This is a genomic window from Streptomyces sp. HSG2 (assembly GCF_016598575.1).
Taxonomy (GTDB): Bacteria; Actinomycetota; Actinomycetes; order Streptomycetales; family Streptomycetaceae; genus Streptomyces.
This window is the reverse complement of the sequence record NZ_CP066801.1, coordinates 4,271,939-4,297,964: the sequence shown is the minus strand read 5'-3', so window position 1 is coordinate 4,297,964 and position 26,026 is coordinate 4,271,939. Positions and strand designations below refer to the sequence as shown.

The following is a 26,026-nucleotide window of genomic DNA, read 5'->3' as shown; positions in this document are numbered from 1 at the left end:
CGCCGGGGGTATGCGACGGGGCGGCGAAGCGCCTCGGGGTCAGTTGTGCGAGTGCAGGATGTCGTTGAGGCCGCCCCACACCGCGTTGTTCGGACGCGCCTCGACAGTGCCGCTGACCGAGTTGCGGCGGTAGAGGATGTGCGACACTCCGGACAGCTCACGGGCCTTGACGATCTGACCGTCCGGCAGGGTGACCCGGGTGCCGGCCGTCACATAGAGCCCGGCCTCGACGACGCACTCGTCGCCGAGCGCGATGCCCACGCCGGCCTCCGCGCCGATCAGACACCGCTCCCCCACACTGATGCGCACGTTGCCGCCGCCGGAGAGGGTTCCCATCGTGGACGCTCCGCCGCCGATGTCGGAACCGTCGCCGACCACGACCCCGGCGGAGATTCGCCCCTCCACCATGGAGGTCCCCAGGGTGCCGGCGTTGAAATTGACGAAGCCCTCGTGCATCACGGTCGTGCCCTCGCCGAGGTGCGCGCCGAGCCGGACCCGGTCGGCGTCGGCGACCCGGACACCCGAGGGGAGGACGTAGTCGGTCATGCGCGGGAACTTGTCGACCGAGGTGACCTGAAGGTGCGATCCCGCGGCGCGCGCACGCAGGCGCACCTTCTCGATGTCGTCGACGGCGACGGGACCCAGCGAGGTCCACGCGACGTTGGCCAGGTGGGCGAAGATCCCGTCCAGGTTCTGACCGTGCGGTCGCACCAGCCGGTGGGAGAGCAGATGCAGACGCAGGTACACGTCGTGGGCGTCGACGGGCTTGGCGTCAAGCGAGGAGACGACCGTGCGGACCGCGACCACCTCGACACCCCGACGGGGGTCCGGCCCGACGGCGGCGGACGCGTCCTCGCCGAGTTCCTCGACCGCCCGCTCGGCGGAGAGCCGCTCGGTGCCGGAGGGCCCCGGCTCTTCGACGAGCCGGGGGGCGGGGAACCAGGTGTCCAGGACGGTGCCGTCGGCGGCGACGGTGGCGAGGCCGGAGGCCACGGCGCCGGTGGTGCGGGAAGCGTTGGTGTCGGTCATGAGGGAAACCTAGCGGGAGGGGGCAGCCGGGGGCGAACCGGGCCGTGCCCGCCGTCCCCACTCGTCGGGCACGTCCCGGCACCGGAAGCGAACAGCACGGGCAGGGAGCGCCCGGAGGGGTCGTCAGCCGATCAGGCGGGCGAGCATCTCGCGGACGTACGCGTGGTCGTAGGGCGTGTCGGTCAGCAGCACCTGGAGGCAGACACCGTCCATGAACGCCACGAGCGCCCGCGCGGTCGTCGGGTCGGTCCGCCGGGCGATCGGCTCGGCGACCGCCTCGCACCACTCGGCGGCGACGGGGCGGAGCGCGGGGCGACGCAGGGCGGCCAGGTACAGCTCGTACTCCAGTTCCACGCCCTGCCGCTCCCCGCCGAGCCAGTCGCCGAGGAGCCGGGCCAGCTCGTCGGCGAGGTCCCGGTCCGGGTCGCCCACTTCGGGGTGATCGGCGACGACCCTCGCGAACCCCTCGTTGGCCTGCCGGAGAGCGGCCACCAACAGGTCGTCGAGGGTGCGGAAGTGGTAGGTCGTCGAACCCAGGGGCACGTCCGCCTCGGCGGCGACGGTGCGGTGGCTGAGGCCGGCGATGCCCTTGGAGCCGACCACCGTGATCGCGGCGTCGATGATCCGTCGGCGGCGCCCCGGATCGTGGCGGCGGGCCATCAGTGCGCTCCGCCCAGATTCAGGACCACCACGCCGAGGATGATCAGCGCGATGCCGGCGGCCTTGGCGACGGTCATGCCCTCGCCGAGGAAGAGGACACCGATCGTGGCGATGGCCGCCGTGCCCACCCCGGCCCAGATCGCGTACGCCGTGCCCACCGCGATGGTGCGGAGGGTCTGCGCGAGCAGGGTGAAGGAGACGACGTACCCCAGCGCTGTCAGCAGGGAGGGGATCAGTCGGGTGAAACCCTCGCTGTACTTCATCGCGGTGGTGGCGGCGACCTCTGCGGCGATGGCTCCGGCAAGGAGCAGATATCCCATGTGTACGAGCGTACACAACGTCGCTTCCCCGGAGACGCCGAAAGGCGGCACCGCGACTGCCGTCGCGTGCCGCCTCGCGGTGTGCCGACTCGGGTCAGACGTTGAAGCCCAACGCCCGCAACTGCTCCCGACCATCATCGGTGATCTTGTCGGGGCCCCACGGCGGCATCCAGACCCAGTTGATCCGCAACTCGCCGACCAGCCCGTCCGTGACGGACTTGGCCTGGTCCTCGATCACGTCCGTCAGCGGACAGGCCGCCGAGGTGAGGGTCATGTCGATGGTCGCGATGTTCGCGTCGTCCACGTGGATGCCGTAGATCAGACCCAGGTTGACGACGTCGATACCCAGTTCCGGGTCGACGACGTCCATCAGCGCCTCGCGTACCTCTTCCTCCGAGGCGGGCTTCATCTCGACGGTCTCGCTCATGTCGTCTCCTTCTCGGCTCCGGCGCCCTCGTCGAGCGCCTGGGCCGTCGCGTCCTTCCAGGCCATCCAGCTGAGCAGGGCGCACTTCACCCGCGCGGGGTACTTGGAGACCCCGGCGAAGGCCACCGCGTCCTCCAGCACGCCCTCCATCGCCTCGTCGGGTTCTACCCGGCCCTTGGACTGCATCAGTTCCAGGAAGGTCTCCTGGATCCGCCGTGCCGCGGCGAGGTCCTTGCCGACCAGCAGCTCGTTGAGCACGGAGGCGGAGGCCTGACTGATCGAGCAGCCCTGCCCCTCGTAGGAGACGTCGGCCACCGTGGTGCCGTCGTACCTGACCCTGAGGGTGATCTCGTCACCACACGTGGGGTTGGTGTGGTGCACCTCCGCGTCGCCCTCCCGGAGCCCGCGCCCGTGCGGATTCTTGTAGTGGTCCAGGATGACGTCCTGGTACAGGGAATCCAGTTTCATACGATCGCTCGTCCCGTCAGCCGAAGAAGTTCCGTACGTGCTCCAGGCCGTCGACCAAGGCGTCGATCTCCGCCGGTGTGGAGTACAGATAGAACGACGCCCGGGTGGTCGCGGGAATTCCGTAGCGCAGGCAGACCGGGCGAGCGCAGTGGTGCCCGACCCGCACGGCGATGCCCTGCTCGTCGAGCACCTGCCCCACGTCGTGCGGGTGGATGTCACCCAGGGTGAAGGAGATCGCGGCCCCGCGTTCCTCGGCCGTGGCGGGGCCGATGACGCGCAGGTCCGGGATAGCGGTCAGGCGTTCCACCGCGTACTCGGTGAGGGCGTGTTCATGGGCGAGGATCTTGTCCATACCCACGGAGCGCAGGTAGTCGACGGCCGCGCCGAGGCCGACGGCCTGCGCGACCGGCGGGGTACCGGCCTCGAACTTGTGGGGCGCCGGGGCGTAGGTCGAGGAGTGCATCGAGACCGTCTCGATCATCTCGCCGCCGCCCAGGAACGGGGGGAGGTCCTCCAGCAGTTCCTGGCGCCCCCAGAGCACGCCGATACCCGTCGGGCCGCACATCTTGTGGCCGGTGAAGGCCACGAAGTCGGCGCCCAGCGCCTGCACGTCCAACGGCATGTGCGGAGCCGCCTGCGAGGCGTCGACACAGACCAGGGCACCGACCTCTTGGGCGCGCCGCACGATCGCCTCGACCGGGTTCTGGGTGCCCAGGATGTTGGAGACCAGGACGAAGGAGACGATCTTCGTCTTCTCGGTGATGACCTGGTCCAGGTCGGCCAGGTCCAGGCGGCCGTCGTCGGTGAGCCCGAACCACCGCAGCCTCGCTCCGGTCCGCTGGGCCAGCAACTGCCACGGCACGATGTTGGAGTGGTGCTCCATCTCCGTGATGACGATCTCCGTGTCGGAGTCCACCCGGTAGGGCTCGTCGGCCCAGCCCAGCATGTTCGCCACCAGGTTGAGCGACTCCGAGGCGTTCTTGGTGAAGATCACCTCGTCGCGGCTGGGGGCGTTGACGAACTCCGCGACCTTGTCCCGAGCGCCCTCGTACAGCGCCGTGGCCTCCTCCGCGAGCACGTGCACGCCGCGGTGGACATTGGCGTTGTACCGCTCGTAGTACTCGCTGACGGCGTCGATGACCTGGCGCGGGGTCTGCGAGGTGGCGGCGTTGTCGAGGTAGACGAGCTTCTTGTCGTCGTGGACCCGGCGATCCAGGATCGGGAAGTCCTTGCGGATCGTCTCGGTGTCGAGGAGGCCCGGCAGCTGTGTCACGCGGCGTCCTCCCCGGAGGTCGTCCCGCCCGCGGTCCCGCCCTTGGTGTAGGCCTCGTAGCCCTCCGCCTCCAGCTTGTCGGCGAGTTCGGGCCCGCCCGACTCCGCGATCCGACCCCGGGCGAAGACGTGGACGTGGTCCGGCTTGATGTAGCGCAGGATACGGGTGTAGTGCGTGATCAGGAGGGTGCCGACCTCCCCGGTCGCCCGGACCCGGTTGACTCCCTCGGCGACGACGCGCAGGGCGTCGACGTCCAGGCCGGAGTCCGTCTCGTCCAGGATCGCGATCCTCGGCTTGATCAGCTCCAGCTGGAGGATCTCGTGGCGCTTCTTCTCCCCGCCGGAGAAACCCTCGTTGACGTTGCGCTCGGCGAAGGAGGGGTCCATGTCCAGGCGCTCCATGGCCTCCTTGACCTCCTTCACCCAGGTGCGGAGCTTGGGGGCCTCGCCTCGGACGGCGGTGGCGGAGGTGCGCAGGAAGTTGGAGACGGAGACCCCGGGGACCTCCACCGGGTACTGCATGGCGAGGAAGACGCCGGCGCGGGCGCGCTCGTCCACGGACATCTCCAGGACGTCCTCGCCGTCGAGGGTGACGCTGCCGCCGGTGACGGTGTACTTGGGGTGACCCGCCAGCGAGTAGGCGAGCGTGGACTTGCCCGAGCCGTTGGGGCCCATGATGGCGTGCGTCTCGCCCTGCTTCACGGTGAGGTCGACGCCCTTGAGGATCTCCTTCGTGGCGTTGTCGGCCTCGACGGTGACGTGCAGGTCTCGGATTTCAAGCGTTGCCATGGGTGCCTCAGGACTCCTGGGTGACGGAGACGAGCACGTCGTCCCCTTCGATCTTTACGGGGTATACGGGGACGGGTCGGGTCGCCGGGAGGGCGTCCGGCTTGCCGGAGCGCAGGTCGAACCGCGAACCGTGCAGCCAACACTCGATGTGGCAGTCGTCGACCTCGCCCTCGGACAGGGAGACGTTCGCGTGCGAGCAGATGTCGTGGATCGCGAAGACCTCGCCCTCGGTACGCACGAGGGAGACGGGCGTGCCGTCGACCTCGACCCGCTTCGGGGTGTCCTCGGGGAGTTCGTCCGCTCCGCAGACGCGTACGAAGGTCATGCGACCGACGCCTCCAGTTCCTGCTCGATCCTGGCGATCAACCGCTCCTCCAGGTCCGGCAGGCCGATCTGCTGGACCAACTCGGCGAAGAAGCCGCGGACGACCAGCCGGCGGGCCTCGAACTCCGGGATTCCCCGGGCCATCAGGTAGAAGAGCTGTTCGTCGTCGAAACGGCCGGTGGCCGAGGCGTGGCCGGCGCCGACGATCTCGCCGGTCTCGATCTCCAGGTTGGGTACCGAGTCGACGCGGGCGCCGTCGGTCAGCACGAGGTTGCGATTCATCTCGTAGGTGTCCGTGCCCTCGGCGGCGGCCTCGATGAGCACGTCGCCGATCCAGACGGCGTGGGCGTCGTCCCCCTGCAGGGCGCCCTTGTAGACGACGTTGGACCGGCAGTGCGGGACGTTGTGGTCGACCAGGAGGCGGTGCTCCTGGTGCTGGCCGGCGTCGGTGAAGTACAGGCCCAGCAGTTCGGCCTCGCCGCCCGGACCGGCGTAGGCGACCCGGGGATGGAGACGGACCAGATCCCCGCCGAAGGTGACGACGACCGACTTGAACCGCGCGTCGCGCCCGACGAGGGCGTTGTGCTGCCCGACGTGCACGGCCCGGTCGTCCCAGTCCTGCACGGAGACGACGGTCAGCCGGGCGCCGTCACCGAGGACGTAGTCGACGTTGGCGGCAAGCACCGCGTCGCCGGTGTGGTCGATCACCACGACCGCCTCCGCGAACGCCCCCAGCTCGACCACCTGGTGACCGTAGGCCGTCCCGCCCTCGCCGTGCACGGCGACGCGGATCGGTTCGGTCAGGACGGTCTCCTTGGGAACGGTGACGACCGTGGCCCGGTCGAAGGAGGTGTAGGCCTGCGCGGCGACGCGGTCCACGGGGGTGCCGGCCCTGCCCACCCGGGCGTCGGATCGGTCGACCGTCTCGACGAGGACCCCCTCGGGCGCCTCGATCACGACCTTGACGCCGGAGCCGTCGGCCGCGGCGGTGCCGTCGTGCAGACCGCGCAACCGCTCCAGCGGGGTGAACCGCCACTCCTCCTCACGGCCGTGCGGGACCGGGAAGTCGGCCACGTCGTAGGACGGCGGGGCGCTGGCGCGCGTGGCGACGGTGGATTCCGCCGCGACGGCGATCGCCCCCGCGGTCGTCGAGCCGACCGGTGGGGCTCCACCGGCGGCGGAGCCGGAGATGGCGGGAGTCTGGGCCTCGGCCATGGCTGTCGTGGTGCTCGCTTTCCGTTGCGTAGGGGGGTGGGAGGTCCGTGCCGGCCGGGTCAGCCGACCGAGCCTTCCATCTGCAGCTCGATCAGCCGGTTGAGCTCCAGGGCGTACTCCATCGGCAGTTCCTTCGCGATCGGCTCGACGAAGCCTCGCACGATCATCGCCATGGCCTCGTCCTCGCTCAGGCCGCGGCTCATCAGGTAGAAGAGTTGGTCCTCGGAGACCTTCGAAACGGTCGCCTCGTGGCCCATCGAGACGTCGTCCTCGCGGACGTCCACGTAGGGGTACGTGTCGGAACGGGAGATCGTGTCCACGAGGAGGGCGTCGCACAGGACGTTGGACTTTGCGCCCGGGGCGCCCTCGCCGATCTCGATCAGACCCCGGTAGGAGGTCCGGCCGCCGCCGCGCGCCACCGACTTGGAGACGATGTTGGACGAGGTGTTGGGGGCCATGTGGACCATCTTGGCGCCGGCGTCCTGGTGCTGGCCCTCGCCGGCGAAGGCGATGGACAGGGTCTCGCCCTTGGCGTGCTCGCCCATCAGGTAGACGGCCGGGTACTTCATGGTCACCTTGGAACCGATGTTGCCGTCGACCCACTCCATGGTCGCGCCCTCGTAGGCGACGGCGCGCTTGGTGACGAGGTTGTAGACGTTGTTCGACCAGTTCTGGATGGTCGTGTAGCGGCAGCGGGCGTTCTTCTTGACGATGATCTCGACGACCGCGGAGTGCAGCGAGTCGCTCTTGTAGATCGGGGCGGTGCAGCCCTCGACGTAGTGCACGTAGGCACCCTCGTCGACGATGATCAGAGTCCGCTCGAACTGTCCCATGTTCTCGGTGTTGATCCGGAAGTACGCCTGGAGCGGGATCTCCACGTGGACGCCCGGCGGCACGTAGATGAAGGAGCCACCGGACCACACGGCGGTGTTCAACGCGGCGAACTTGTTGTCGCCGGCGGGGATGACGGTGCCGAAGTACTCCCTGAAGAGCTCGGGGTGCTCCTTCAGGGCCGTGTCGGTGTCCAGGAAGACGACGCCCTGCTCCTCCAGATCCTCGCGGATCTGGTGGTACACCACCTCCGACTCGTACTGGGCGGCGACACCGGCGACCAGGCGCTGCTTCTCCGCCTCCGGGATGCCCAGCTTGTCGTAGGTGTTCTTGATGTCCTCGGGCAGGTCCTCCCAGGACTCCGCCTGTCGCTCGGTGGAACGGACGAAGTACTTGATGTTGTCGAAGTCGATCCCCGTGAGGTCCGACCCCCAGTTCGGCATGGGCTTCTTCTCGAAGAGACGCAGCCCCTTGAGGCGGAGCTTCGTCATCCACTCCGGCTCGTCCTTCTTCCCGGAGATGTCCCGGACGACGTCCTCACCCAGACCTCGGCGCGCCGAGGCGCCCGCCTCGTCGGAGTCGGCCCAGCCGTATTCGTACTTGCCCAGGCCCTCGAGTTCGGGGTGGGCAGTCTCCGTGGGGAGAGTCATGCGGGGTTCCTCCCGGCCGTGCTGGCGGATGTGTGGTGGGTCGTGGTGGATGTGGGGGACGTCTCGGGGATGAACGTGGTGCAGACGCCGTCCCCGTGGGCGATGGTCGCGAGCCGCTGCACATGGGTGCCCAGGAGTTCGGCGAAGAACTCGGTCTCGGCTTCGCACAGCTGCGGGAACTTCTCGGCCGCGTGGGCGACCGGGCAGTGGTGCTGGCAGAGCTGCTCGCCCACCGGACCCTTGCGCGCGGTGGCAGCGTACCCGTCCGACGTCAGGGCCTTGGCCAGCGCTTCCGCGCGTCGTTCCGGCGTCGCCGACTCCACCGCGCTGCGGTAGGCCGCGCCCTGCGCGGCGATGCGGGCCCGCGCGAAGGCGGCGACCGCCTGACCGCCGCCCTCACGCTCCGCGATCCAGCGCAGCGCGTCGACGGCGAGGGTGTCGTAGGACTGGTCGAAGGCGTCCCGACCGCAATCGGTCAGGGCGAACACCTTCGCCGGGCGACCACGCGACCGCGTGCCGTACACCCGCCGCTCGCGGGCCTCCACCACACCGTCGGTGACCAGCGCGTCCAAGTGGCGCCGGACGGCCGCCTGGGTCAGCCCGAGACGTCCGGCGAGCTCCGCGACCGTCGACGGTCCGTGGTCCAGGACGGACCGGGCGACGCGGTTCCGCGTGGGCCGCTCACCGGTCGCGAGCTCCTCGTGAGGTACCTCGCCGACGTTTTTCACAACGCCATTGTTGCGTAATTCCTCGGAACCGGGCAAGCGCGGTCGACCCCCCTCACGGTGCCGTGTATCACTTAGGTAAAGCTAACCTGACCTGCGACAACGATCACCGGACCCGGCCCGGCGACATCAGGCGAGCCGCTCCCGCGCCGTCCGCGTGGCGCCCGGCTCGGCGGCCCTGGTGCCACGCGGACGAGAAGGGCGCCCTGGGCGGCCCCGGCCGCCGACGGCCCCCCCACCCCCTCCACGGGGACGCGGGGCGGCTGCCTAGACTCGTGACCCATGCGAAGCGAGCCCGTGGTCCAGGTCCGGGGCCTGGTGAAGCGGTACGGACCCAAGACCGCGGTGGACCACCTCGACCTCGTCGCCCACCCCGGCGTCACGGCGGTGCTGGGCCCCAACGGCGCCGGGAAGACGACCACCGTCGAGACCTGCGAGGGGTACCTGCGACCCGACGCCGGCACGGTCCGGGTACTGGGCCTGGACCCCGTCCGCCAGGGCGAGCGACTCCGACCCCGCGTCGGCGTGATGCTCCAGAGCGGGGGCGTCTACTCCGGGGCCCGGGCGGACGAGATGCTCCGCCACGTGGCGCGGCTCCACGCCCACCCCCTGGACGTGGACGAACTCGTCGAACGTCTGGGGCTGGGCTCCTGCGGGCGGACGGCCTACCGCCGGCTCTCCGGCGGCCAGCGACAACGCCTGGCACTGGCCATGGCGGTGGTCGGCCGCCCGGAGCTGGTCTTCCTCGACGAACCCACCGCCGGCCTGGACCCACAGGCCCGACGCGCGGTCTGGGACCTGGTGCGCGAGATCCGCGCGGACGGCGTCTCCGCGATCCTCACCACCCACCACATGGACGAGGCCGAGCGACTCGCCGACGACGTCGCCATCGTCGACGCCGGCCGGGTCGTCGCCCAGGGTTCCCCTGAGGCGCTGTGCCGGGGCGGCGCCGAGAACACCCTGCGCTTCACGGGCCGCCCGGGGCTCGATCTCGACTCCCTGCTCAGCGCGCTGCCCCCGGACAGCACCGCCGCCGAGCCGTCGCCGGGCTCCTACCGCGTGGCCGGCGGAGTCGACGCCCGACTGCTCGCGACGGTCACCTCGTGGTGTGCCCGGCACGACGTGTTGCCGGACCGGATCGCGGTCGAACGGCACACGCTGGAGGACGTCTTCCTGGAACTCACCGGCAAGGAGCTGCGCTCTTGACCACGACCACGGGCACCGGGTCGCACACGCCCCGACCGGGAGCGGCCCCTCTCACGCGCATGATCGCCGCCCAGGCCGCGCTGGAGACCCGGATGCTGCTGCGCAACGGCGAACAGCTGCTGCTCACCGTCGTCATCCCGACCGTGCTGCTCGTCCTCTTCGGCTCGCTGGACATCGTCGACACCGGGACGGGCGAGGCGGTGGACTTCCTGACCCCGGGCATCCTCGCCCTCGCGGTCATGTCGACGGCCTTCACCGGGCAGGCCATCGCGACCGGCTTCGAGCGCCGCTACGGAGTGCTGAAGCGGCTGGCCGCCTCACCGCTGCCGCGCCGGGGCCTGATGGCGGCGAAGACCCTGTCCGTACTGGCCGTGGAGGTGCTCCAGTTCGCGCTGCTGTCCTCGGTCGCCCTGACGATGGGATGGTCTCCACGTGGGGGCCTTCTCGCGGTCCTGGCGCTCCTCGCCCTCGGCACGGCCGCGTTCTCCGGTCTCGGCCTGCTGATGGCCGGGACGTTGAAGGCGGAGGCGACGCTGGCGGCGGCGAACCTGGTCTTCCTGCTGCTGCTCGTCGGTGGCGGTGTCGTCGTCCCGCTGGACCGCTTCCCGGAGCCGGCCCAGGCGGTGCTCGGGCTGTCGCCGCTCGCCGCGCTCTCCGAGGGGCTCCGGGAGGTGCTCCAGCACGGCGGCGGGACCCCCTGGGCCTCCCTGGCGATCCTCGTCGGCTGGGCGGTCGTCGGGCTCACCGCGGCGGGGCGCTTCTTCCGCTGGGACTGACCCAGGCACGCTCTTCGGGGAGCGGCCCGTTGGCGGGGGCCCTCGTGAAGCCGTGCACAATCGCCCGCCTACCATGGTGCGCGTGCCCCATCTGACCCGAGACGACGCCGGCCTCGCGGCGCGCAACCCGCTCGCCTTCGTCGCCGCGCGGTGGACCCCGGACCCCCGGACCGTCCGTCGCGCGGCCCTCGCCGCACTCGCGATGGCGGTGATCATCGTCGTCACCGGCGGCGCCGTCCGACTGACCGGTTCCGGTCTGGGCTGCCCCACCTGGCCCAAGTGCACGGCCGACTCGCTCGCCTCCACCCGCGAGATGGGTGTGCACGGGGCGATCGAGTTCGGCAACCGGCTGCTGACCTACGTCCTGTGCGCCGCGGTCGGCTGGGCGATCGTCGCCGCGCGAGCGGCGAAGCCGGTCCGGCCCGGACTGGTACGGCTGGGGTGGGCACAGTTCTGGGTGGTGGTGGGCAACGCCCTGCTCGGCGGAGTCGTGGTGCTCGTCGGGCTGAACCCCTACACCGTGGCCGCGCACTTCATGCTCTCCACCGCGCTCATCGCCGTCGCCACCGTGATGTGGCACCGGGCCGGCGAGGGCGAGGGCGCCCCGCGCGCCTCGGTCGGACCCGCCGTGCGGCAGCTGGTGTGGGTGCTGGTCGCCGCCACGGCCCTGCTGATCGCGGTCGGCACGGTGGTCACGGGCGCGGGCCCGCACGCCGGCGACTCCAGCGACGTGGCGCGGATGCCCGTGGACTGGGAGGCCGTCACGCGGGCACACGCCGTGCTGGCGTGGATCGTGGTCACCCTGACGTTCGCCCTGTGGTTCGCGCTCCGGGCGAACCAGGCGCCGCCGGGGCCGGCCGCGCGGACCAGGGACCTGTTCCTGATCCTTCTCGCCCAGGGCGCGATCGGCTACGCCCAGTACCTCACCGACCTGCCGGAGATCCTCGTCGGCCTGCACATGCTCGGGTCGTGCGCGGTGTGGATCGCGACGCTGCGCGTCCTGCTCTCGCTGCGCGAACGTCCCCCGCTCCCCTTGACCGGGCCGCCCGCGCAGCACCCGGACACTCACTCGTACGAGGCGAGCGGGGCGTCGATCGCCGGACGCGGCTAGGCACGCGTCGACTCCGCCCGACCGGGCCCGCCGGCCGGCTCCGATCGCGACGACCCCTTCGTGTCGACGCGCCCCGGCATCGGGCACCGGTCGGCGGGAGCGCCCCGAGCGAGGAGCCCCGCAGGTGCCTCGCGCCGCCCGCCCGGGGCCCGTGCGCCCGGACGGCGAGGAGAGAGAGCGGCGTGAGAGCCGCCCGAGAGCCGCCGAGGGGTTCGCCGGTCGTGGTCCACCCGGTCCGGTGTCGCGAGGGGGCGGAACAGACCGGCCAGCGGCTTCGCCCGGCGCTCGGGAGGAACCGGCGAAGGACTTCGGCGCGGTGAGCCGTCGGGATCTCGCCAAGCCCCCGACGGGGCGTCAGTCGCCCTGACGGCCGCCCAGTTGCAGGCCGGCCATGCGCGACCACTCGTACGGTCCCGTGCGCATCTTGGCGGCGAACTCGCCGTCGAAGTCGTCGTGCACGGTGATCCCCGACTTGTCCGCGGCCCTCCGGGCGATGTCGCGGGAGGGCGCCACCAGGTCACCCCAGGCGCCGTCCTCGCCGACGAGGACGAGTCGGGCACCCATCTGGCCGATGTAGGCCACCTGGCCCTGTGCACCGCCGTGGGCCTTGGCGAAGGAGTCGATCTGCCGGGCCAGTCGCGCCACCTTGCGCTCGGCCTTGCGGTCAGCCTGCTGCGTGTCTGCCATGACCTGGATGCTACCGACGAGTAGGCCACTCGGCGACGCCGGGTGCCATGGCACGCGCCACGCCCGCCCCCGGTCGGCGACTCAGCGGAGGAAGGGATCGATCGCGATCGCCAGGAACAGGACCGAGACATACGTGATCGACCAGTGGAACAGCCGCATCTCCTTCAGGGCGGCCCCGGTCACCTCGGCGCGGGCCCTGCCGCGCAGCGCGTGCGCCTCCCACAGCCACATGCCGCCCGCCACCAAGGCGACGACCGTGTAGAACCACCCCGTGTACCCGAGCGGGGTCAGCAGCAGCGAGACCGCCACCATGACCCAGCTGTAGACGACGATCTGCCGGGCGACCACCTTGTTGGACGCGACGACCGGCAGCATCGGCACGCCCACCCGCGCGTAGTCGTCCCGGACCTTCATCGACAGCGGCCAGTAGTGGGGCGGCGTCCAGAAGAACATCACCAGGAAGAGAACGATCGGAGCCCACGACATCGAGCCGGTCACCGACGACCAGCCGATCAGGACCGGCATACAGCCGGCGATGCCCCCCCAGACGATGTTCTGCGACGTCCGCCTCTTGAGGATCATCGTGTAGACGACCACGTAGAAGAGGAGAGCGCCCAGGGCGAGCCACGCGGAGAGCCAGTTGACCGTGAGACCGAAGAGGAGCGTCGACACGACGGCGAGGGCGATACCGAAGGCCAGCGCCTCGGGCGGGCTGACCATCCCGGTCACCAGTGGACGCCGGGAAGTGCGGTCCATCAGGGCGTCGATGTCGCGGTCGATGTACATGTTGAGCGCGTTGGCGCCACCGGCGGAGAGATAGCCGCCCAGACAGGTGAGGAACACCAGCGTCATGTCGGGCACGCCCCGCTCGGCGAGGAACATCACCGGAACGGTGGTGATCAGCAGAAGCTCGATGATCCGCGGCTTGGTCAGCGCCACGAACGCCATGACACGGGCCCCGAACGGCCGGCGACTCGGGCTCCGGTTCGTCCCGACAACCCCCGCTGGACGGGATTCAACGGCCGTCACGCACACCCCTGACAGAGACATCCCAGCAAGCCCCTCACCCGATGGAGCGGTGGCAAAGGCCCGCGCGTACCACGCCACTTTAGACGTTGCCCGCACCCCGGTCTCAGCGGGGGTGGGGTCGTGTTGGCGGCCGGGTGGACGGGGCGCGTCGGGCCCGCTCCGACGCGCGCGAATCGGCCCGATTGAGCGTTCGGATGAGCGCATCCGTATTCATCTGTCGAACGCCGTCCCGCCAGGTCGGCAGGCGAACTTGACCGAGTCCCGGCACTCTGGATTCCGGCGGAAAGCCGCCACGACTCGCGAGGGTAGGCTCGTCAGCGGCCGGCCGATGCCGAGACAGCCGGCAGCCGGTGCGCGGCCACGTTCACCGGCAACCGACATGTGGAGAGGAGCCCTGACCCAGGGTGAGCACCAAGCCGACCACAACAGATCTCGAATGGACCGAGCTGGACCGCCGGGCCGTCGACACCGCCCGGATCCTGGCAGCCGACGCCGTGCAGAAGGTGGGCAACGGCCATCCGGGGACGGCGATGAGCCTGGCACCCGCCGCCTACACCCTCTTCCAGAAGGTGATGCGGCACGACCCGAGCGACCCGGGCTGGGTCGGACGCGACCGGTTCGTCCTGTCCGCCGGACACTCCTCCCTGACCCTGTACACCCAGCTGTACCTGGGCGGGTTCGGCCTGGAGCTCGACGACCTGAAGGCCTTCCGGACCTGGGGATCGAAGACCCCGGGGCACCCCGAGTACGGTCACACCGCCGGCGTGGAGACGACGACCGGGCCGCTCGGCCAGGGCGTCGCCAACGCCGTCGGCATGGCCATGGCCTCCCGCTACGAGCGCGGCCTCTTCGACCCGGACGCCCCGCGCGGCGAGTCGCCGTTCGACCACTTCGTCTTCTGCGTGGCCGGCGACGGCTGCCTTCAGGAGGGCATCTCCGCGGAGGCCTCCTCGCTCGCGGGCCACCAGCGGCTGGGCAATCTGATCCTGCTGTGGGACGACAACCACATCTCGATCGAGGGCGACACCGAGACCGCCGTCTCGGAGGACACCGTGAAGCGCTACGAGGCGTACGGCTGGCACGTCCAGCGGGTGGAGCCCAAGGCGGACGGCGACCTGGACCCGCACGCGATCCACGCGGCGATCGAGGAGGCCAAGCGGGTCACCGACCGGCCGTCCTTCATCGCCATGCGGTCGATCATCGCCTGGCCCGCGCCGAGCGCGCAGAACACCGAGGCCGCCCATGGCTCCGCCCTCGGCGAGGAGGAGGTCGCGGCCACCAAGCGCGTCCTCGGCTTCGATCCGTCGCGATCCTTCGAGGTGGCGGACGACGTCCTCGCGCACACCCGCGGGGCGGTGGAGCGCGGCCGGGCCGCGCGCGCCGCGTGGGAGGAGTCCTTCCGCCGGTGGCGGGACGCCGATCCCCAGCGCGCGGCCGAGTTCGATCGCGTGGCCGCGGGCGAGCTTCCCACCGGTTGGGCGGAGAAGATCCCGGTCTTCGAGGCGGGCAAGGGTGTGGCCACCCGGGCCGCGTCGGGCAAGGTGCTGCAGGCGCTGGGCGCCGTGGTCCCCGAGCTGTGGGGCGGCTCAGCCGACCTCGCGGGCTCGAACAACACCACGATCGACAAGACGTCGTCGTTCCTGCCCGCCGACAACCCGCTGCCGGAGGCCGACCCCTACGGCCGCACCATCCACTTCGGCATCCGCGAGCACGCGATGGCCGCGGAGATGAACGGCATCGCCCTCCACGGGAACACCCGCGTCTACGGCGGTACGTTCCTCGTCTTCTCCGACTACATGCGCAACGCCGTGCGTCTGTCGGCCCTGATGCACCTGCCGGTGACGTACGTCTGGACGCACGACTCCGTCGGCCTGGGCGAGGACGGTCCGACCCACCAGCCGGTGGAGCACCTGGCCTCGCTGCGGGCCATCCCGGGCCTGAACGTGGTGCGACCCGCCGACGCCAACGAGACGGCCATCGCCTGGCGGGAGATCCTGGAGCGCTGGACGAAGGAGTACGGCAAGGGCGCCCCGCACGGGCTGGCTCTGACCCGCCAGGGGGTGCCGACCTACGAGCCGGACGACGCCGCCGCCCGAGGCGGCTACGTCCTGTTCGAGGCCGAGGGCGGCGAGCCCGAGGTGCTCCTGATCGCCACCGGTTCCGAGGTGCACCTGGCCGTGGAGGCACGCGAGCGGCTGCAGGCCGAGGGCGTGCCGACCCGCGTGGTCTCGATGCCGTGCGTGGAGTGGTTCGAGGAGCAGGAGCGGGGGTACCGGGACAGCGTCCTGCCGCCCGCCGTCAAGGCCCGGGTGGCCGTCGAGGCCGGCATCGGCCTGACCTGGCACAAGTACGTGGGAGACGCCGGCCGCGTGGTCTCGCTGGAGCACTTCGGGGCCTCCGCCGACGGCAAGACGCTCTTCCGGGAGTTCGGCTTCACCGCCGAGAACGTGGCCGACCAGGCCCGGGAATCGATCGCCGCCGCACGGCGCTGACGTTCGTATACGACACGTAGGAGATGCATATTCCATGACCGACGCACTCAAGCGCCTCTCCGAGGAGGGCGTCGCGATCTGGCTGGACGACCTGTCCCGCAAGCGCATCACGTCCGGCAACCTCGCCGAGCTGATCGATCAGCAGCACGTCGTCGGTGTGACCACCAACCCGACGATCTTCCAGAAGGCGATCTCGTCGGGCGACGGATACGAACGACAGCTGGCGGACCTGGCCGCGCGCGGGGTGACGGTGGAGGAGGCCGTCCGGATGATCACCACGGCGGACGTCCGAGACGCGGCCGACATCCTGCGCCCGGTCCACGACGCCTCCGGCGGCAGCGACGGCCGCGTCTCCATCGAGGTGGACCCCCGACTCGCGCACAACACCCGGGCCACCATCGCCGAGGCCCGTCAGCTGGCCTGGTTGGTGGACCGCCCCAACACCTTCATCAAAATCCCTGCCACCGAGGCCGGACTTCCGGCGATCGCCGAGACCATCGCCAACGGCATCAGCGTCAACGTGACGCTGATCTTCTCCCTGGACCGCTACCGACAGGTCATGGACGCGTTCATGACCGGCCTGGAGCAGGCCCGCGAGCGTGGTCTCGACCTCTCCCCGATCCACTCCGTGGCCTCGTTCTTCGTCTCGCGCGTGGACACCGAGATCGACCGGCGGATCGACGCCCTGGGGACCGACGAGGCGAAGGCCGTGCGCGGTCGGGCGGCCGTCGCCAACGCACGGTTGGCCTACCAGGCGTACGAGCAGGTCTTCTCGTCCGACCGCTGGGCCGCCCTGGAGAAGGCCGGCGCCAACCGCCAGCGTCCGCTGTGGGCGTCGACGGGCGTGAAGGACAAGGCGTACAGCGACACGATGTACGTCACCGAACTGGTCGCGCCCAACACGGTGAACACCATGCCGGAGGCCACCCTCGCGGCGACCGAGGACCACGGCGAGGTCACCGGGAACACCGTCTCGGGCACCTACGAGCAGGCCCGCGCCGACCTCGACGCCGTCGAGGCCCTGGGGATCGCCTACGACGACGTGGTAAGGCTGCTGGAGGACGAGGGCGTCGAGAAGTTCGAGGCCTCCTGGAACGACCTGTTGAAGTCGACCGAGGCGGAGCTGCGGCGCCTCGCTCCCTCGGAGGGCTAGAAATTGTCGAGCAGCAATCCGCTGCGTGACCCCGCGGACCGACGGCTCCCGCGCATCGCGGGGCCGTCGGGCCTGGTCATCTTCGGCGTCACCGGCGACCTGTCCCGCAAGAAGCTTATGCCCGCCGTGTACGACCTGGCCAACCGCGGCCTGCTGCCGCCCGGCTTCTCCCTCGTCGGCTTCGCCCGTCGGGACTGGGAGCACGAGGACTTCGCGCAGGTCGTGCACGACGCGGTCAAGGAGCACGCGCGCACGCCGTTCCGGGAGGAGGTCTGGCAGCAGTTGCTGCAGGGCATGCGCTTCGTCCAGGGCACCTTCGACGACGACGACGCCTTCGTCCGGCTGCGCGACACCATCCAGGAACTGGACAAGGCCCAGGGTACCGGCGGCAACTTCGCCTTCTACCTCTCGGTGCCGCCCAAGTCCTTCCCGGTCGTCATCCAGCAGCTGAAGAAGCACGGCCTCGCGGATCAGTCGGAGGGGGCGTGGCGACGGGCGGTCATCGAGAAGCCCTTCGGCCACGACCTGAGGTCCGCCGAGGAGCTCAACTCGATCGTCCACGAGGTCTTCGCCCCGGACCAGGTCTTCCGGATCGACCACTACCTGGGCAAGGAGACCGTCCAGAACATCCTGGCGCTGCGCTTCGCCAACCAGATGTTCGAGCCCATCTGGAACCGGTCCTACGTCGACCACGTCCAGATCACCATGGCCGAGGACATCGGCATCGGTGGCCGGGCGGGCTACTACGACGGCATCGGCGCGGCCCGCGACGTCATCCAGAACCACCTGCTCCAGCTCCTCGCCCTCACCACCATGGAGGAACCCGCCTCCTTCGACGCGGACGCGTTGGCCGCCGAGAAGACCAAGGTGCTCGGGGCCGTCCGGCTGCCCAAGGACCTGGGCCGGGACACGGTGCGTGCCCAGTACGCGGCGGGTTGGCAGGGCGGAGCCAAGGTCATCGGCTACCTCGACGAGGAGGGGATCGACCCGAAGTCGAAGACCGACACCTACGCCGCGATCAGACTGGCGATCGACAACCGCCGCTGGGCGGGCGTCCCCTTCTACCTGCGCACCGGCAAGCGGCTGGGCCGCCGCGTGACGGAGATCGCCGTCGTTTTCCAACGCGCCCCCCACTCCCCCTTCGACTCCACCGCCACCGCGGAGCTGGGACAGAACGCGATCGTCGTCCGAGTGCAGCCCGACGAGGGCGTCACGGTCAGGTTCGGCTCGAAGGTTCCCGGCACGTCGATGGAGATCAGGGACGTCTCGATGGACTTCGCCTACGGCGAGTCCTTCACCGAGTCGAGCCCCGAGGCCTACGAGCGACTCATCCTGGACGTCCTCCTCGGCGACGCCAACCTGTTCCCCCGAACCGAGGAGGTCGAACTGTCCTGGCGCATCCTCGACCCGATCGAGGAGTACTGGGAACGACACGGCGCCCCGGCCCGGTACCCCGCCGGTACCTGGGGACCCGCCGAGGCGGACCACATGCTCGAGCGAGACGGACGGAGCTGGCGCCGGCCATGAAGATCGACCTCATCGACACGACAGCCGGCAAGGTCAACAAGGCACTGGTGCAAGGCCGCCGGGCCATCGGCACGCCGGCCATCGGCATGGTGCTCACCCTCGTGGTCGTCACGGACGAGGAGAACGCCTACGACGCGCTGAAGGCGGCGGGCGAGGCCTCGCACGAGCACCCCTCACGGACCCTGGTGGTGATCAGGCGGGTCTCGCGCACCCCCCGCGACCGCACCAGGTCCCGGCTGGACGCCGAGGTCCGCCTCGGCACCGACGCGGGCACCGGCGAGACGGTCGTGCTGCGGTTGCACGGCGAGGTCGTCGACCACGCCCAGTCGGTGGTGCTGCCGCTGCTGTTGCCGGACGCGCCGGTCGTGGTGTGGTGGCCGGCCGACGCGCCCACGAACCCGGCCAGCGATCCGCTGGGTTCCCTGGCCCAGCGTCGGGTCACCGACACCTACGCGTGCGAGCGGCCCGTCGCGGAGCTGATCACCCGGGCTCGCAACTACACCCCGGGCGACACGGACCTGTCCTGGACCAGGATCACGCCGTGGCGGTCGATGCTGGCGGCGGCCCTGGACCAGGTGGCCTGCGAAGTACGGGGCGTCCAGGTGGAGGGCGAGGAAGTCGACCCCAGTCGCGAGCTGCTGGCGATGTGGCTCGCCGAGCGGTTGGGAGTGCCCGTGGAGCGGTCCTCCTCCGCCGGTCCCGGGTTGACCGCCGTCCGGTTGGACACGGACTGCGGCCCGATCGCCCTGGACCGGGGCGACGGCACTCTCGCGACCCTGTCCATCCACGGCCAACCCGACCGCGCGGTGGCGCTCAAGCGCCGGGACACAGCGGAGCTGATCGCCGAGGAACTGCGGCGGCTGGACCCCGACGACACCTACGCCTCGGCCCTGCGCCAAGGCCTGAAGCGCCTGAACGGCCCGGCCGGCGACGGCGGGACCAAGGGAGGGGCGTCGGCGCCCCTGGCGGTCCCCACCCCGATCGAGGAAGCGGCGAAGGCGCCCGCGGCGCACGCGGCGCAGGAGACGCCGCCGGTGCGGAAGTCGGCGGCGAAGTGAGCGCGCCCGCGCCCCGACTGGTGGTCCACCGGGACAAGCGGGTGATGGCCCGGGCCACCGCGGCGAGGCTGATCACCGCCGTGGTCGACGCCCAGGCGGCGCGCGGTCACGCCTCCGTGGTGCTCACCGGTGGGCGCAACGGCAACGGTCTGCTCGCCGCCCTCGCCTCCGCGCCGGCCCGGGAGGCGATCGACTGGACGCGGCTGGACCTGTGGTGGGGCGACGAACGCTTCCTGCCCGAGGGAGACCCGGACCGCAACGTGACACAGGCCCGGGAAGCGCTGGCGGACTCGGTGCCGCTCGCCTCGGAACGGGTGCACGTGATGCCGGCGTCCGACGGCCCGCACGGGCAGGACGTGGACGCGGCGGCGGCCGAATACGCCCGGGAACTGGCGCGTGCCGCCGGCCCCGGCCGAACGGTTCCCGCCTTCGACGTCCTGCTCCTGGGCGTCGGCCCGGACACCCACGTGGCCTCGCTCTTCCCCGAGTCTCCCGCCGTGCGCGAGACCGAGCGAGCCGTGGTCGGCGTGCGGGACTCGCCCAAGCCCCCGCCCACCAGGGTGTCGCTGACCCTGCCGGCGATCCGGGAGGCCCGCGCCGTGTGGCTGCTCGCGGCCGGTGAGGACAAGGCCGGCGCCGCCGCGCTGGCGCTGTCCGGCGCCGATGAGGTCCGGGCGCCGGCGGCGGGGGCTCGGGGCCGGTCCGAGACGCTGTGGCTGCTCGACGCCGCTGCGGCGTCCCGGCTGCCTTCGGAACTTCGTTCGCCCGGCCCGACCCGGCAGTGACCGCGTCCGGCCACGCCTCCGCGGGCGAGGAGCCCCGCCCCGCGCCGGTCCGGTCGCGGGGCGGGGCTCCTCGCCCGCGGTGCGGCCCTACTTGACCGACCCCGCCATCACCCCTTGGACGAAGTGTCGCTGGAAGGCGAAGAACACGGCCACCGGGACGACGAGCGAGAGGAAGGCACCCGGCGCGAGGACGTCGATGTTGCTGCCGAACTGCCTGATCTGCGACTGGAGCGCCACGGTCAGCGGCTGGGAGCCGCTGTCCGCGAAGAGCAGCGCCACGAGCATGTCGTTCCACACCCACAGGAACTGGAAGATGGCGAGGCTGGCGATGGCCGGGCGCCCCACGGGCAGTACCAGGCGTGTGAAGATCCGCCATTCCCCGCCGCCGTCCATCCGGGCCGCCTCCAGCATCTCCTTGGGCAACTCGGCGAAGTAGTTCCGCAACAGGAACACCGCGAACGGCAGCCCGTAGGCCACGTGGAAGAGGACAACTCCGGGAATCGTGCCGAAGAGGCCGAGTTGGCCGAAGAGCTTGGCCACCGGGAGCAAGCCGATCTGGACCGGCACCACCAGCAGGGCGACGACGAGGAGGAAGAGGGCGTCGCGCCCCGGGAAGTCCAGCCAGGCGAAGGCGTAGCCGGCCAGTGCCGCGACGACCACGACCAGTGCCGTGGTCGGCACCGATATCAGGACGGTGTTCCAAAAGGCCCGGGTGATTCCGGTGTTCCCCAGGAGCGCGGAGTAGTTGTCGAGGGTCAGTTGACCGGGACTGGCCAGAACCGTCCACCAGCCGCCCTCGGCGGTGTCCTCGGCGGTTCGCAGGGACGACAGGAACAGACCGGCCAGCGGGGTCATCCAGACCAGGCCGACCAGGACGAGGAAGACCCGCACCACCCCGTTGCCCACCAGGCGCCTGACGGCGTTCATCGGTTCCTCCTCCGCGCCCGCTTCTCGTCGGTCTCGCTCATCGCTGGTTCCTCCTGAAGCGGCGGACGTTGAAGACCATCGCGGGGACCACCAGCAGCAGCAGGAGCACACCGAGGGCACTGCCGAGGCCCTGGTCGTTGCCACCGCCGAAGGAGACGAGCCACATCTGGGTGGCGAGGACCGTCGCGTCCTGCTGCACCGGGCCCGGCGCGATGATGTAGACGAGGTCGAACACCTTCATCACGTTGATGACGAGGGTGACGAAGACGACGGTGAGCACCGGTGCCAGCAGGGGCACCGTGATCCGGTGGAAGATCTGCCACTCGTTGGCCCCGTCCATTCGGGCCGCCTCCAGCGCGTCCCGGGGCAGCGCCGCGAGTCCGGCGCCGATGAGCACCATCGCGAACCCGGTCCAGATCCAGAGGTAGGCGCCGATGATCGCCGGGGTGACGAGTGCGGGGCCGAGCCACGACACGCCCTGGTAGGGCGGGGCGAAGTTCCGGGCCGGCAACTCCACCGTGTAGGTGGCGTCGTCGAGTCCCTCGAAGGCGAACGAGCCGTCCGCCGCGGTGGTCGTGGTGGCCACCGTCGTCCCGTCTCGGCGCGCCTCCACCTCGATCCCGGGCAGTCCCCGCTCCCCGGGATCGACGACGCCCGGCTCTCCTCCGCCACCCGGGGTGAAGTCCAGGTAGACGACGCCGCGCAGTTCGTCGGCGCCCGCTCGCCGTTCGGCGGCGGCGAGGGCGTCCTCGGCGTCGGCGGGCACGTCGTCGGGCCTGACCCCGACCAACCCCAGCGTCACGGTCCGACCCGGTGACGCCTCGGTCAGGTAGGAGCCGTCACCGCCCTCCTCCAGCCCCATGCCCGGCCGGGGCCGCGCGGCCGGGTAGGGCGAGCCGCCCGTGACGGCGTCGTGCACGCCGACGACGGCCGCGTTGAGCACGCCCTTGTCCGGGTTCTCGTCGTAGGCGAGTCGGAAGATGATCCCGGCGGCCAGGAAGGACACCGCCATCGGCATGAACAGCAGCAGCTTGAACGCGGTCGCCCAGCGGACCTTCTCCACCAGCACGGCGAGGATCAGCCCGAGGCCGGTCAGCAGGACCGGCGCCACCACGACCCAGATCGCGGTGTTGCGGATGGCCGTGAGTGTGGCGGGGTCACGGAACATCTCGGCGTAGTTCTCACCGCCGACGAAGCGGGTCCCCGAGGCGTCGAAGAGGCTCCGACCGACGGAGAAGAGCACCGGGTAGACGACGAGGGCACCGAGCAGGAGCAGCGCGGGCAGGACGAAGAGGAGGGCGGTGACCCGCCTCCGCCGTCGGGCGCGCGCGGAGCGGCCGGCGTCGGCGGAGGGCGGTCCCTTGGTCGGGGTCGCGGTCATGGCCCTCAGTCCTGGTAGGCCTTGGCCGCGGCGGCCTCCAGCGCGGCGGCGGTCGCCTCGGGATCGGAGGGGTCGCGGAGGAAGTCCTGGAGGATCTTCCACTCCCCGGCGCCCTTCGTCCCGCCGAAGGCGGCCGGTGCCTGGTCGGACATGTCGAACCGGACCGTGTCACCGGCCTCCACCAACGACTCGGCGATGGCACGGGTCACGTCGTCGGCGTAGGCCGCGAGGTCGAGTCGCTTGTTGGGGGAGAGGAAACCGCCCTCCGCGGCCCACACGGCCGCGGCCTCCGGACCGGCCAGATACTCGATCAGAGCCATTCCGGCCTCGGAGTTCGCGCCGTCCTTGAGGACGACGGCCGCGTCGCCCCCGCTGACCACGGGGGCGGGGCCGTCGCCGACCGCGGGGAACGGGAAGAAGTCGGCGTCGTCCCCGATCGTCCGGCCGAACTGGTCCTTGGCGACGCCGGCCACGAAGTCGCCCTCGTAGACCATGGCGGCGTCGGGCGCGGGGCCGAAGACCTTCTCCACCGAGCCGGGGAAGTCCGTGGTCAGGGCGCCCTTCTGGCCGCCGGCGACCAGCCGGTCGTCCTGGAACAGTTCCCCGAGCGTGGTGAGCGCGTCGACGACGCCGGCGTCGGTCCACGCCAGGTCGTGCGCGGCGAGGGCGTCGTACTTCTCCGGCCCGGCCTGCGAGAGGTAGACGTTCTCGAACCAGTCGGTCAGGGTCCAACCGTCCTGCCCGGCGACCGCGAAGGCGGCCAGGCCGGAGTCGGACACCGCGCGTCCGGCGTCCAGCATCTCCTCGTAGGTCGTGGGAGGCCGGACGCCGGCCTGGGCGAGCGCGTCCGGGTCGTACCAGACCGTGGACTTGTGCGCGGCCTTGAAGTAGAGGCCGTAGAGGGTGTCGTCGACGGTCCCGTAGTCCTGCCACACCCCGGCGTAGTTGGCCTCGATCGACTCCCGGGCCGTGTCGGACAGCGGTTCGAGCCAGCCCGCCTCGGCGAACTGCTCCAGCACGCCGACCTGCGGCACCATCACCACGTCGGGGGCGTTGCCGCCCTCGATCTTGCTGCCGACCACGGTCGAGACGTTGTCGCCGGTCGCGACGAACTCGGTGCGCGCCCCGGTCTTCTCGGAGAAGGCGTCGAGCACCTTCTGGAAGTTCTCCTGCTCCGCGCCGGACCACACACCGGCCACGGTGACCGTGCTGCCGTCCAGCGACTTGTCGCCGCCGGCCTCGACGGTCCCTCCTCCACACGCGGTCGCGCCCAGGGCGAGCACGAGCGCCGTGCAGCCGGTGAGCAAGGTGGTACGTCGTCGCATCATCGTCGATGTCCCTTCACGGTGTGGGTGACGCGGGTTCAGAGGTCGGCCATCCACCAGGCGGCGGTGGAGCCGGGCAGTTCCCCGGTCGGACAGGGGCCGCTGGCCAGCAGGGGCGGTCCCGGAACCGGGGCGGGGGCGGGGGCGGTGCCGAAGTTGACGGCGCAGACCAGTCCCTCGCCCCGGACGAAGGCCAGCACACCGGGAGGGGTGTCCAGCCACCGCAGGGTGCCCTCGCCGAGCTGCGGCAGCTCCGAGCGGAACTGGAGCCCGTCGCGGTACAGATGCCAGAAGGACCTCGTGTCGGCGAGGGCCCGGTCGGTCGCGTACTCGGCGAAGTACGCCGGTTGGGGCAGCCACGGTTTGACGCCCTGTGCCCCGGAGGTGAAGCCGAACGGGGAAGCCTGTCCGGACCAGGGCAGCGGGACGCGGCAGCCGTCGCGGATCCGGGCCCGGCTGCCGGTCCGGTGGAAGATCGGGTCGGTGAGGACGTCGTCGGGGAGGTCGACGACCTCGGGCAGGCCGAGTTCCTCGCCCTGGTAGACGTACGCGGCCCCGGGCAGGGCCAGCATGAGCAGCGCGGCGGCGCGGGCCCGGGCGGCGCCGAGGCCGCCGGCCCCCTGCGCGGGTTCGCCGTAGCGGGTGACGGTGCGCACCTGGTCGTGGTTGTTGAGGACCCAGGTCACCGTCGACCCGGTGCCCGCGATGTCCTGCATCGCCTCCGCGATGACCTTCCGGAAGGCGTCGGCGTCCCACGGCGCGCCGAGGAGGTCGAAGAAGAAGGCCTGGTGGAGTTCGTCGGAACGGACGTAGCGCGCGTGCTCGCGGGCAGTCGGTACGGACACCTCGCCGACGAGGAGGCGTTCGCGTCCGTCCCGGGCGGTGTAGTCCTCGCAGACAGACCGCCAGTGCCGCCAGACGTCGTGGACCTCGGGCTGGTTCCAGGCCAGGGGGTTGACGGAGTCACGGGTCCGGGCGTCCGCCTCGGGGTCGGGCGAGTCGGGCAGGTCGGGGTGTTTGAAGAGACCGGCGGCCACGTCGATGCGGAACCCGTCGACGCCGCGGTCGAGCCAGAAGCGCAGGGTGCGCTCGAACTCGGCGCCGACCTCGGGGGCGCGCCAGTTCCAGTCGGGTTGTTCCGGCGTGAACAGGTGCAGGTACCACTGTCCGGGCCGACCGTCGGGCTCGGTGACCCGACTCCAGGCGGGGCCTCCGAACATGGCGTGCCAGTTGTTGGGCGGCTCGGCGCCGTCGGGCCCGCTGCCGTCGGCGAAGTGGAAGAGGGCGCGGGCCGGACTCCCGGGCCCGTCCTCGACCGCTCGACGGAACCACGGGTGCTCGCTGGAGCAGTGGTTGGGCACGATGTCCAGCAGGACGCGAATGCCCAGCCTGTGGGCCGACTCGACGAGCCGGTCGAATTCGTCGAGGTCGCCGAAGAGCGGGTCGACGCCACGGTAGTCCGCCACGTCGTAGCCGTGGTCGTGCTGGGGGGAAGGGTAGAAGGGACTCAACCACACGCCGTCGACGCCGAGTCTGCGCAGATACGGCAGCCCGGCCCGGACCCCGGCGAGATCCCCGACGCCGTCGCCGGTGCTGTCGAGGAAGCTGCGGACGTAGACCTGATAGATCACCGCGTCCCGCCACCAGTGGTGTCCGTTCACCCGTCAGCCCGCCTGTCGCTCCGATACGTCTACATGCATGTTAAGTAGCGCCATCAGGAGAGTGTCAACGGCGGGCAGACGAAACATGAGCAAGACTGCGGCCATTAATTGGCATATGTCCATATTGACCGCATGAATGAGATGCGAGCGTTACCTAACGCGTAACCATGAAGCAGGTGTCTCCACACCCGAGCGCACG

At 70.9% G+C, this 26,026-nt stretch carries 25 protein-coding genes; 8 read left to right on the top strand and 17 right to left on the bottom strand.

Annotation, left to right across the window (positions count from 1 at the left end):
• Positions 1 to 39 precede the first annotated feature (39 nt).
• The 11 genes from dapD to JEK78_RS18540 form a co-directional block, all read right to left on the bottom strand.
• Positions 40 to 1,029, bottom strand: a complete 990-nt coding sequence (dapD, locus tag JEK78_RS18590) for a 2,3,4,5-tetrahydropyridine-2,6-dicarboxylate N-succinyltransferase (protein ID WP_200261158.1) — start codon at positions 1,027 to 1,029, stop codon at positions 40 to 42.
• 123 nt (positions 1,030 to 1,152) lie between these two features.
• A complete protein-coding gene (locus tag JEK78_RS18585) occupies positions 1,153 to 1,689 on the bottom strand; it encodes a TetR family transcriptional regulator (protein ID WP_200261156.1) in 537 nt (178 codons plus the stop codon).
• Positions 1,689 to 2,009 carry a multidrug efflux SMR transporter gene (locus JEK78_RS18580; RefSeq protein ID WP_200261154.1) on the bottom strand — a complete coding sequence of 107 codons (321 nt, stop codon included), beginning with the start codon at positions 2,007 to 2,009 and terminating at the stop codon, positions 1,689 to 1,691. The genes JEK78_RS18585 and JEK78_RS18580 overlap by 1 nt, the downstream gene beginning before the upstream one ends.
• Before the next feature lie 94 nt (positions 2,010 to 2,103).
• On the bottom strand, positions 2,104 to 2,436 hold the full coding sequence (locus tag JEK78_RS18575) for a metal-sulfur cluster assembly factor (protein ID WP_200261152.1): 333 nt from the start codon (positions 2,434 to 2,436) through the stop codon (positions 2,104 to 2,106).
• Entirely contained in the window at positions 2,433 to 2,903 is a 471-nt protein-coding gene (gene sufU, locus JEK78_RS18570; protein ID WP_200261150.1) for a Fe-S cluster assembly sulfur transfer protein SufU, read from the bottom strand. Before sufU ends, JEK78_RS18575 begins: the two co-directional genes overlap by 4 nt.
• Before the next feature lie 16 nt (positions 2,904 to 2,919).
• Positions 2,920 to 4,176, bottom strand: coding sequence for a cysteine desulfurase (locus JEK78_RS18565; protein WP_200261148.1), 1,257 nt, complete (start codon positions 4,174 to 4,176; stop codon positions 2,920 to 2,922).
• Positions 4,173 to 4,964 carry a Fe-S cluster assembly ATPase SufC gene (gene sufC, locus JEK78_RS18560; RefSeq protein ID WP_200261146.1) on the bottom strand — a complete coding sequence of 264 codons (792 nt, stop codon included), beginning with the start codon at positions 4,962 to 4,964 and terminating at the stop codon, positions 4,173 to 4,175. The genes JEK78_RS18565 and sufC overlap by 4 nt, the downstream gene beginning before the upstream one ends.
• A gap of 7 nt (positions 4,965 to 4,971) precedes the next feature.
• Positions 4,972 to 5,289, bottom strand: a complete 318-nt coding sequence (locus JEK78_RS18555) for a non-heme iron oxygenase ferredoxin subunit (protein ID WP_200261144.1) — start codon at positions 5,287 to 5,289, stop codon at positions 4,972 to 4,974.
• On the bottom strand, positions 5,286 to 6,503 hold the full coding sequence (gene sufD, locus JEK78_RS18550) for a Fe-S cluster assembly protein SufD (protein ID WP_200261142.1): 1,218 nt from the start codon (positions 6,501 to 6,503) through the stop codon (positions 5,286 to 5,288). Before sufD ends, JEK78_RS18555 begins: the two co-directional genes overlap by 4 nt.
• A 59-nt stretch (positions 6,504 to 6,562) precedes the next feature.
• Positions 6,563 to 7,984 carry a Fe-S cluster assembly protein SufB gene (gene sufB / locus JEK78_RS18545; RefSeq protein WP_200261140.1) on the bottom strand — a complete coding sequence of 474 codons (1,422 nt, stop codon included), beginning with the start codon at positions 7,982 to 7,984 and terminating at the stop codon, positions 6,563 to 6,565.
• On the bottom strand, positions 7,981 to 8,712 hold the full coding sequence (locus tag JEK78_RS18540; protein WP_200261138.1) for an ArsR family transcriptional regulator: 732 nt from the start codon (positions 8,710 to 8,712) through the stop codon (positions 7,981 to 7,983). The genes sufB and JEK78_RS18540 overlap by 4 nt, the downstream gene beginning before the upstream one ends.
• 279 nt (positions 8,713 to 8,991) lie before the next feature.
• Here JEK78_RS18540 and JEK78_RS18535 point away from each other — a divergent pair, with 279 nt between their 5' ends.
• From JEK78_RS18535 to JEK78_RS18525, 3 genes are all read left to right on the top strand, one after another.
• On the top strand, positions 8,992 to 9,915 hold the full coding sequence (locus JEK78_RS18535) for an ABC transporter ATP-binding protein (protein WP_200261136.1): 924 nt from the start codon (positions 8,992 to 8,994) through the stop codon (positions 9,913 to 9,915).
• 59 nt (positions 9,916 to 9,974) lie between these two features.
• On the top strand, positions 9,975 to 10,691 hold the full coding sequence (locus tag JEK78_RS18530) for an ABC transporter permease (RefSeq protein ID WP_200264243.1): 717 nt from the start codon (positions 9,975 to 9,977) through the stop codon (positions 10,689 to 10,691).
• A gap of 73 nt (positions 10,692 to 10,764) precedes the next feature.
• Positions 10,765 to 11,802, top strand: coding sequence for a COX15/CtaA family protein (locus JEK78_RS18525; protein ID WP_200261134.1), 1,038 nt, complete (start codon positions 10,765 to 10,767; stop codon positions 11,800 to 11,802).
• 354 nt (positions 11,803 to 12,156) lie between these two features.
• Here the strand turns inward: JEK78_RS18525 and JEK78_RS18520 are convergent, their stop codons facing one another.
• Together JEK78_RS18520 and JEK78_RS18515 are read right to left on the bottom strand one after the other, a co-directional pair.
• On the bottom strand, positions 12,157 to 12,489 hold the full coding sequence (locus tag JEK78_RS18520) for a hypothetical protein (protein ID WP_200261132.1): 333 nt from the start codon (positions 12,487 to 12,489) through the stop codon (positions 12,157 to 12,159).
• Positions 12,490 to 12,570: 81 nt separating this feature from the next.
• Positions 12,571 to 13,524 (bottom strand): heme o synthase, encoded by a 954-nt coding sequence (locus tag JEK78_RS18515; RefSeq protein ID WP_200264242.1) that lies wholly within the window; start codon positions 13,522 to 13,524, stop codon positions 12,571 to 12,573.
• A gap of 398 nt (positions 13,525 to 13,922) precedes the next feature.
• Between JEK78_RS18515 and tkt the strand changes: the two genes are divergently transcribed.
• Genes tkt through pgl form a run of 5 tightly spaced genes read left to right on the top strand, consistent with a single transcriptional unit; the run spans position 13,923 to position 20,533 of the window.
• Positions 13,923 to 16,010 carry a transketolase gene (gene tkt / locus JEK78_RS18510; RefSeq protein ID WP_200261130.1) on the top strand — a complete coding sequence of 696 codons (2,088 nt, stop codon included), beginning with the start codon at positions 13,923 to 13,925 and terminating at the stop codon, positions 16,008 to 16,010.
• A 34-nt stretch (positions 16,011 to 16,044) separates the two neighbouring features.
• Positions 16,045 to 17,163 (top strand): transaldolase, encoded by a 1,119-nt coding sequence (gene tal / locus JEK78_RS18505; protein WP_200261128.1) that lies wholly within the window; start codon positions 16,045 to 16,047, stop codon positions 17,161 to 17,163.
• Between the two features lie 3 nt (positions 17,164 to 17,166).
• Entirely contained in the window at positions 17,167 to 18,690 is a 1,524-nt protein-coding gene (gene zwf / locus JEK78_RS18500; RefSeq protein WP_200261125.1) for a glucose-6-phosphate dehydrogenase, read from the top strand.
• A complete protein-coding gene (gene opcA, locus JEK78_RS18495) occupies positions 18,687 to 19,748 on the top strand; it encodes a glucose-6-phosphate dehydrogenase assembly protein OpcA (RefSeq protein ID WP_200261122.1) in 1,062 nt (353 codons plus the stop codon). The genes zwf and opcA overlap by 4 nt, the downstream gene beginning before the upstream one ends.
• A 44-nt stretch (positions 19,749 to 19,792) precedes the next feature.
• Positions 19,793 to 20,533 carry a 6-phosphogluconolactonase gene (gene pgl, locus JEK78_RS18490; protein WP_200264241.1) on the top strand — a complete coding sequence of 247 codons (741 nt, stop codon included), beginning with the start codon at positions 19,793 to 19,795 and terminating at the stop codon, positions 20,531 to 20,533.
• Between the two features lie 87 nt (positions 20,534 to 20,620).
• Here pgl and JEK78_RS18485 read toward each other — a convergent pair whose 3' ends face one another.
• The 4 genes from JEK78_RS18485 to JEK78_RS18470 are packed head-to-tail and all read right to left on the bottom strand — an operon-like array spanning position 20,621 to position 25,827.
• A complete protein-coding gene (locus JEK78_RS18485; protein WP_200261119.1) occupies positions 20,621 to 21,460 on the bottom strand; it encodes a carbohydrate ABC transporter permease in 840 nt (279 codons plus the stop codon).
• Positions 21,461 to 21,497: 37 nt separating this feature from the next.
• The gene (locus JEK78_RS18480) at positions 21,498 to 22,841 is read right to left on the bottom strand and encodes a sugar ABC transporter permease (protein WP_200261116.1); all 1,344 of its coding nucleotides are present in this window, start codon (positions 22,839 to 22,841) and stop codon (positions 21,498 to 21,500) included.
• A 5-nt stretch (positions 22,842 to 22,846) separates the two neighbouring features.
• Positions 22,847 to 24,169 (bottom strand): ABC transporter substrate-binding protein, encoded by a 1,323-nt coding sequence (locus tag JEK78_RS18475; protein ID WP_200261113.1) that lies wholly within the window; start codon positions 24,167 to 24,169, stop codon positions 22,847 to 22,849.
• A gap of 35 nt (positions 24,170 to 24,204) precedes the next feature.
• Positions 24,205 to 25,827 (bottom strand): glycoside hydrolase family 13 protein, encoded by a 1,623-nt coding sequence (locus JEK78_RS18470; protein WP_200261109.1) that lies wholly within the window; start codon positions 25,825 to 25,827, stop codon positions 24,205 to 24,207.
• Positions 25,828 to 26,026 lie beyond the last annotated feature (199 nt).

Coding starts and splice junctions, on each gene's coding strand:
- sufC (WP_200261146.1), bottom strand. CDS start 4,964: ATGGCAACGCTTGAAATCCGAGACCTGCACGTCACCGTCGAGGCCGAC.
- JEK78_RS18575 (WP_200261152.1), bottom strand. CDS start 2,436: ATGAGCGAGACCGTCGAGATGAAGCCCGCCTCGGAGGAAGAGGTACGC.
- tal (WP_200261128.1), top strand. CDS start 16,045: ATGACCGACGCACTCAAGCGCCTCTCCGAGGAGGGCGTCGCGATCTGG.
- sufD (WP_200261142.1), bottom strand. CDS start 6,503: ATGGCCGAGGCCCAGACTCCCGCCATCTCCGGCTCCGCCGCCGGTGGA.
- JEK78_RS18555 (WP_200261144.1), bottom strand. CDS start 5,289: ATGACCTTCGTACGCGTCTGCGGAGCGGACGAACTCCCCGAGGACACC.
- JEK78_RS18520 (WP_200261132.1), bottom strand. CDS start 12,489: ATGGCAGACACGCAGCAGGCTGACCGCAAGGCCGAGCGCAAGGTGGCG.
- sufU (WP_200261150.1), bottom strand. CDS start 2,903: ATGAAACTGGATTCCCTGTACCAGGACGTCATCCTGGACCACTACAAG.
- dapD (WP_200261158.1), bottom strand. CDS start 1,029: ATGACCGACACCAACGCTTCCCGCACCACCGGCGCCGTGGCCTCCGGC.
- JEK78_RS18535 (WP_200261136.1), top strand. CDS start 8,992: ATGCGAAGCGAGCCCGTGGTCCAGGTCCGGGGCCTGGTGAAGCGGTAC.
- JEK78_RS18485 (WP_200261119.1), bottom strand. CDS start 21,460: ATGAACGCCGTCAGGCGCCTGGTGGGCAACGGGGTGGTGCGGGTCTTC.
- pgl (WP_200264241.1), top strand. CDS start 19,793: ATGGCCCGGGCCACCGCGGCGAGGCTGATCACCGCCGTGGTCGACGCC.
- sufB (WP_200261140.1), bottom strand. CDS start 7,984: ATGACTCTCCCCACGGAGACTGCCCACCCCGAACTCGAGGGCCTGGGC.
- opcA (WP_200261122.1), top strand. CDS start 18,687: ATGAAGATCGACCTCATCGACACGACAGCCGGCAAGGTCAACAAGGCA.
- JEK78_RS18530 (WP_200264243.1), top strand. CDS start 9,975: ATGATCGCCGCCCAGGCCGCGCTGGAGACCCGGATGCTGCTGCGCAAC.
- JEK78_RS18525 (WP_200261134.1), top strand. CDS start 10,765: ATGGTGCGCGTGCCCCATCTGACCCGAGACGACGCCGGCCTCGCGGCG.
- JEK78_RS18580 (WP_200261154.1), bottom strand. CDS start 2,009: ATGGGATATCTGCTCCTTGCCGGAGCCATCGCCGCAGAGGTCGCCGCC.
- JEK78_RS18585 (WP_200261156.1), bottom strand. CDS start 1,689: ATGGCCCGCCGCCACGATCCGGGGCGCCGCCGACGGATCATCGACGCC.
- JEK78_RS18475 (WP_200261113.1), bottom strand. CDS start 24,169: ATGATGCGACGACGTACCACCTTGCTCACCGGCTGCACGGCGCTCGTG.
- JEK78_RS18480 (WP_200261116.1), bottom strand. CDS start 22,841: ATGACCGCGACCCCGACCAAGGGACCGCCCTCCGCCGACGCCGGCCGC.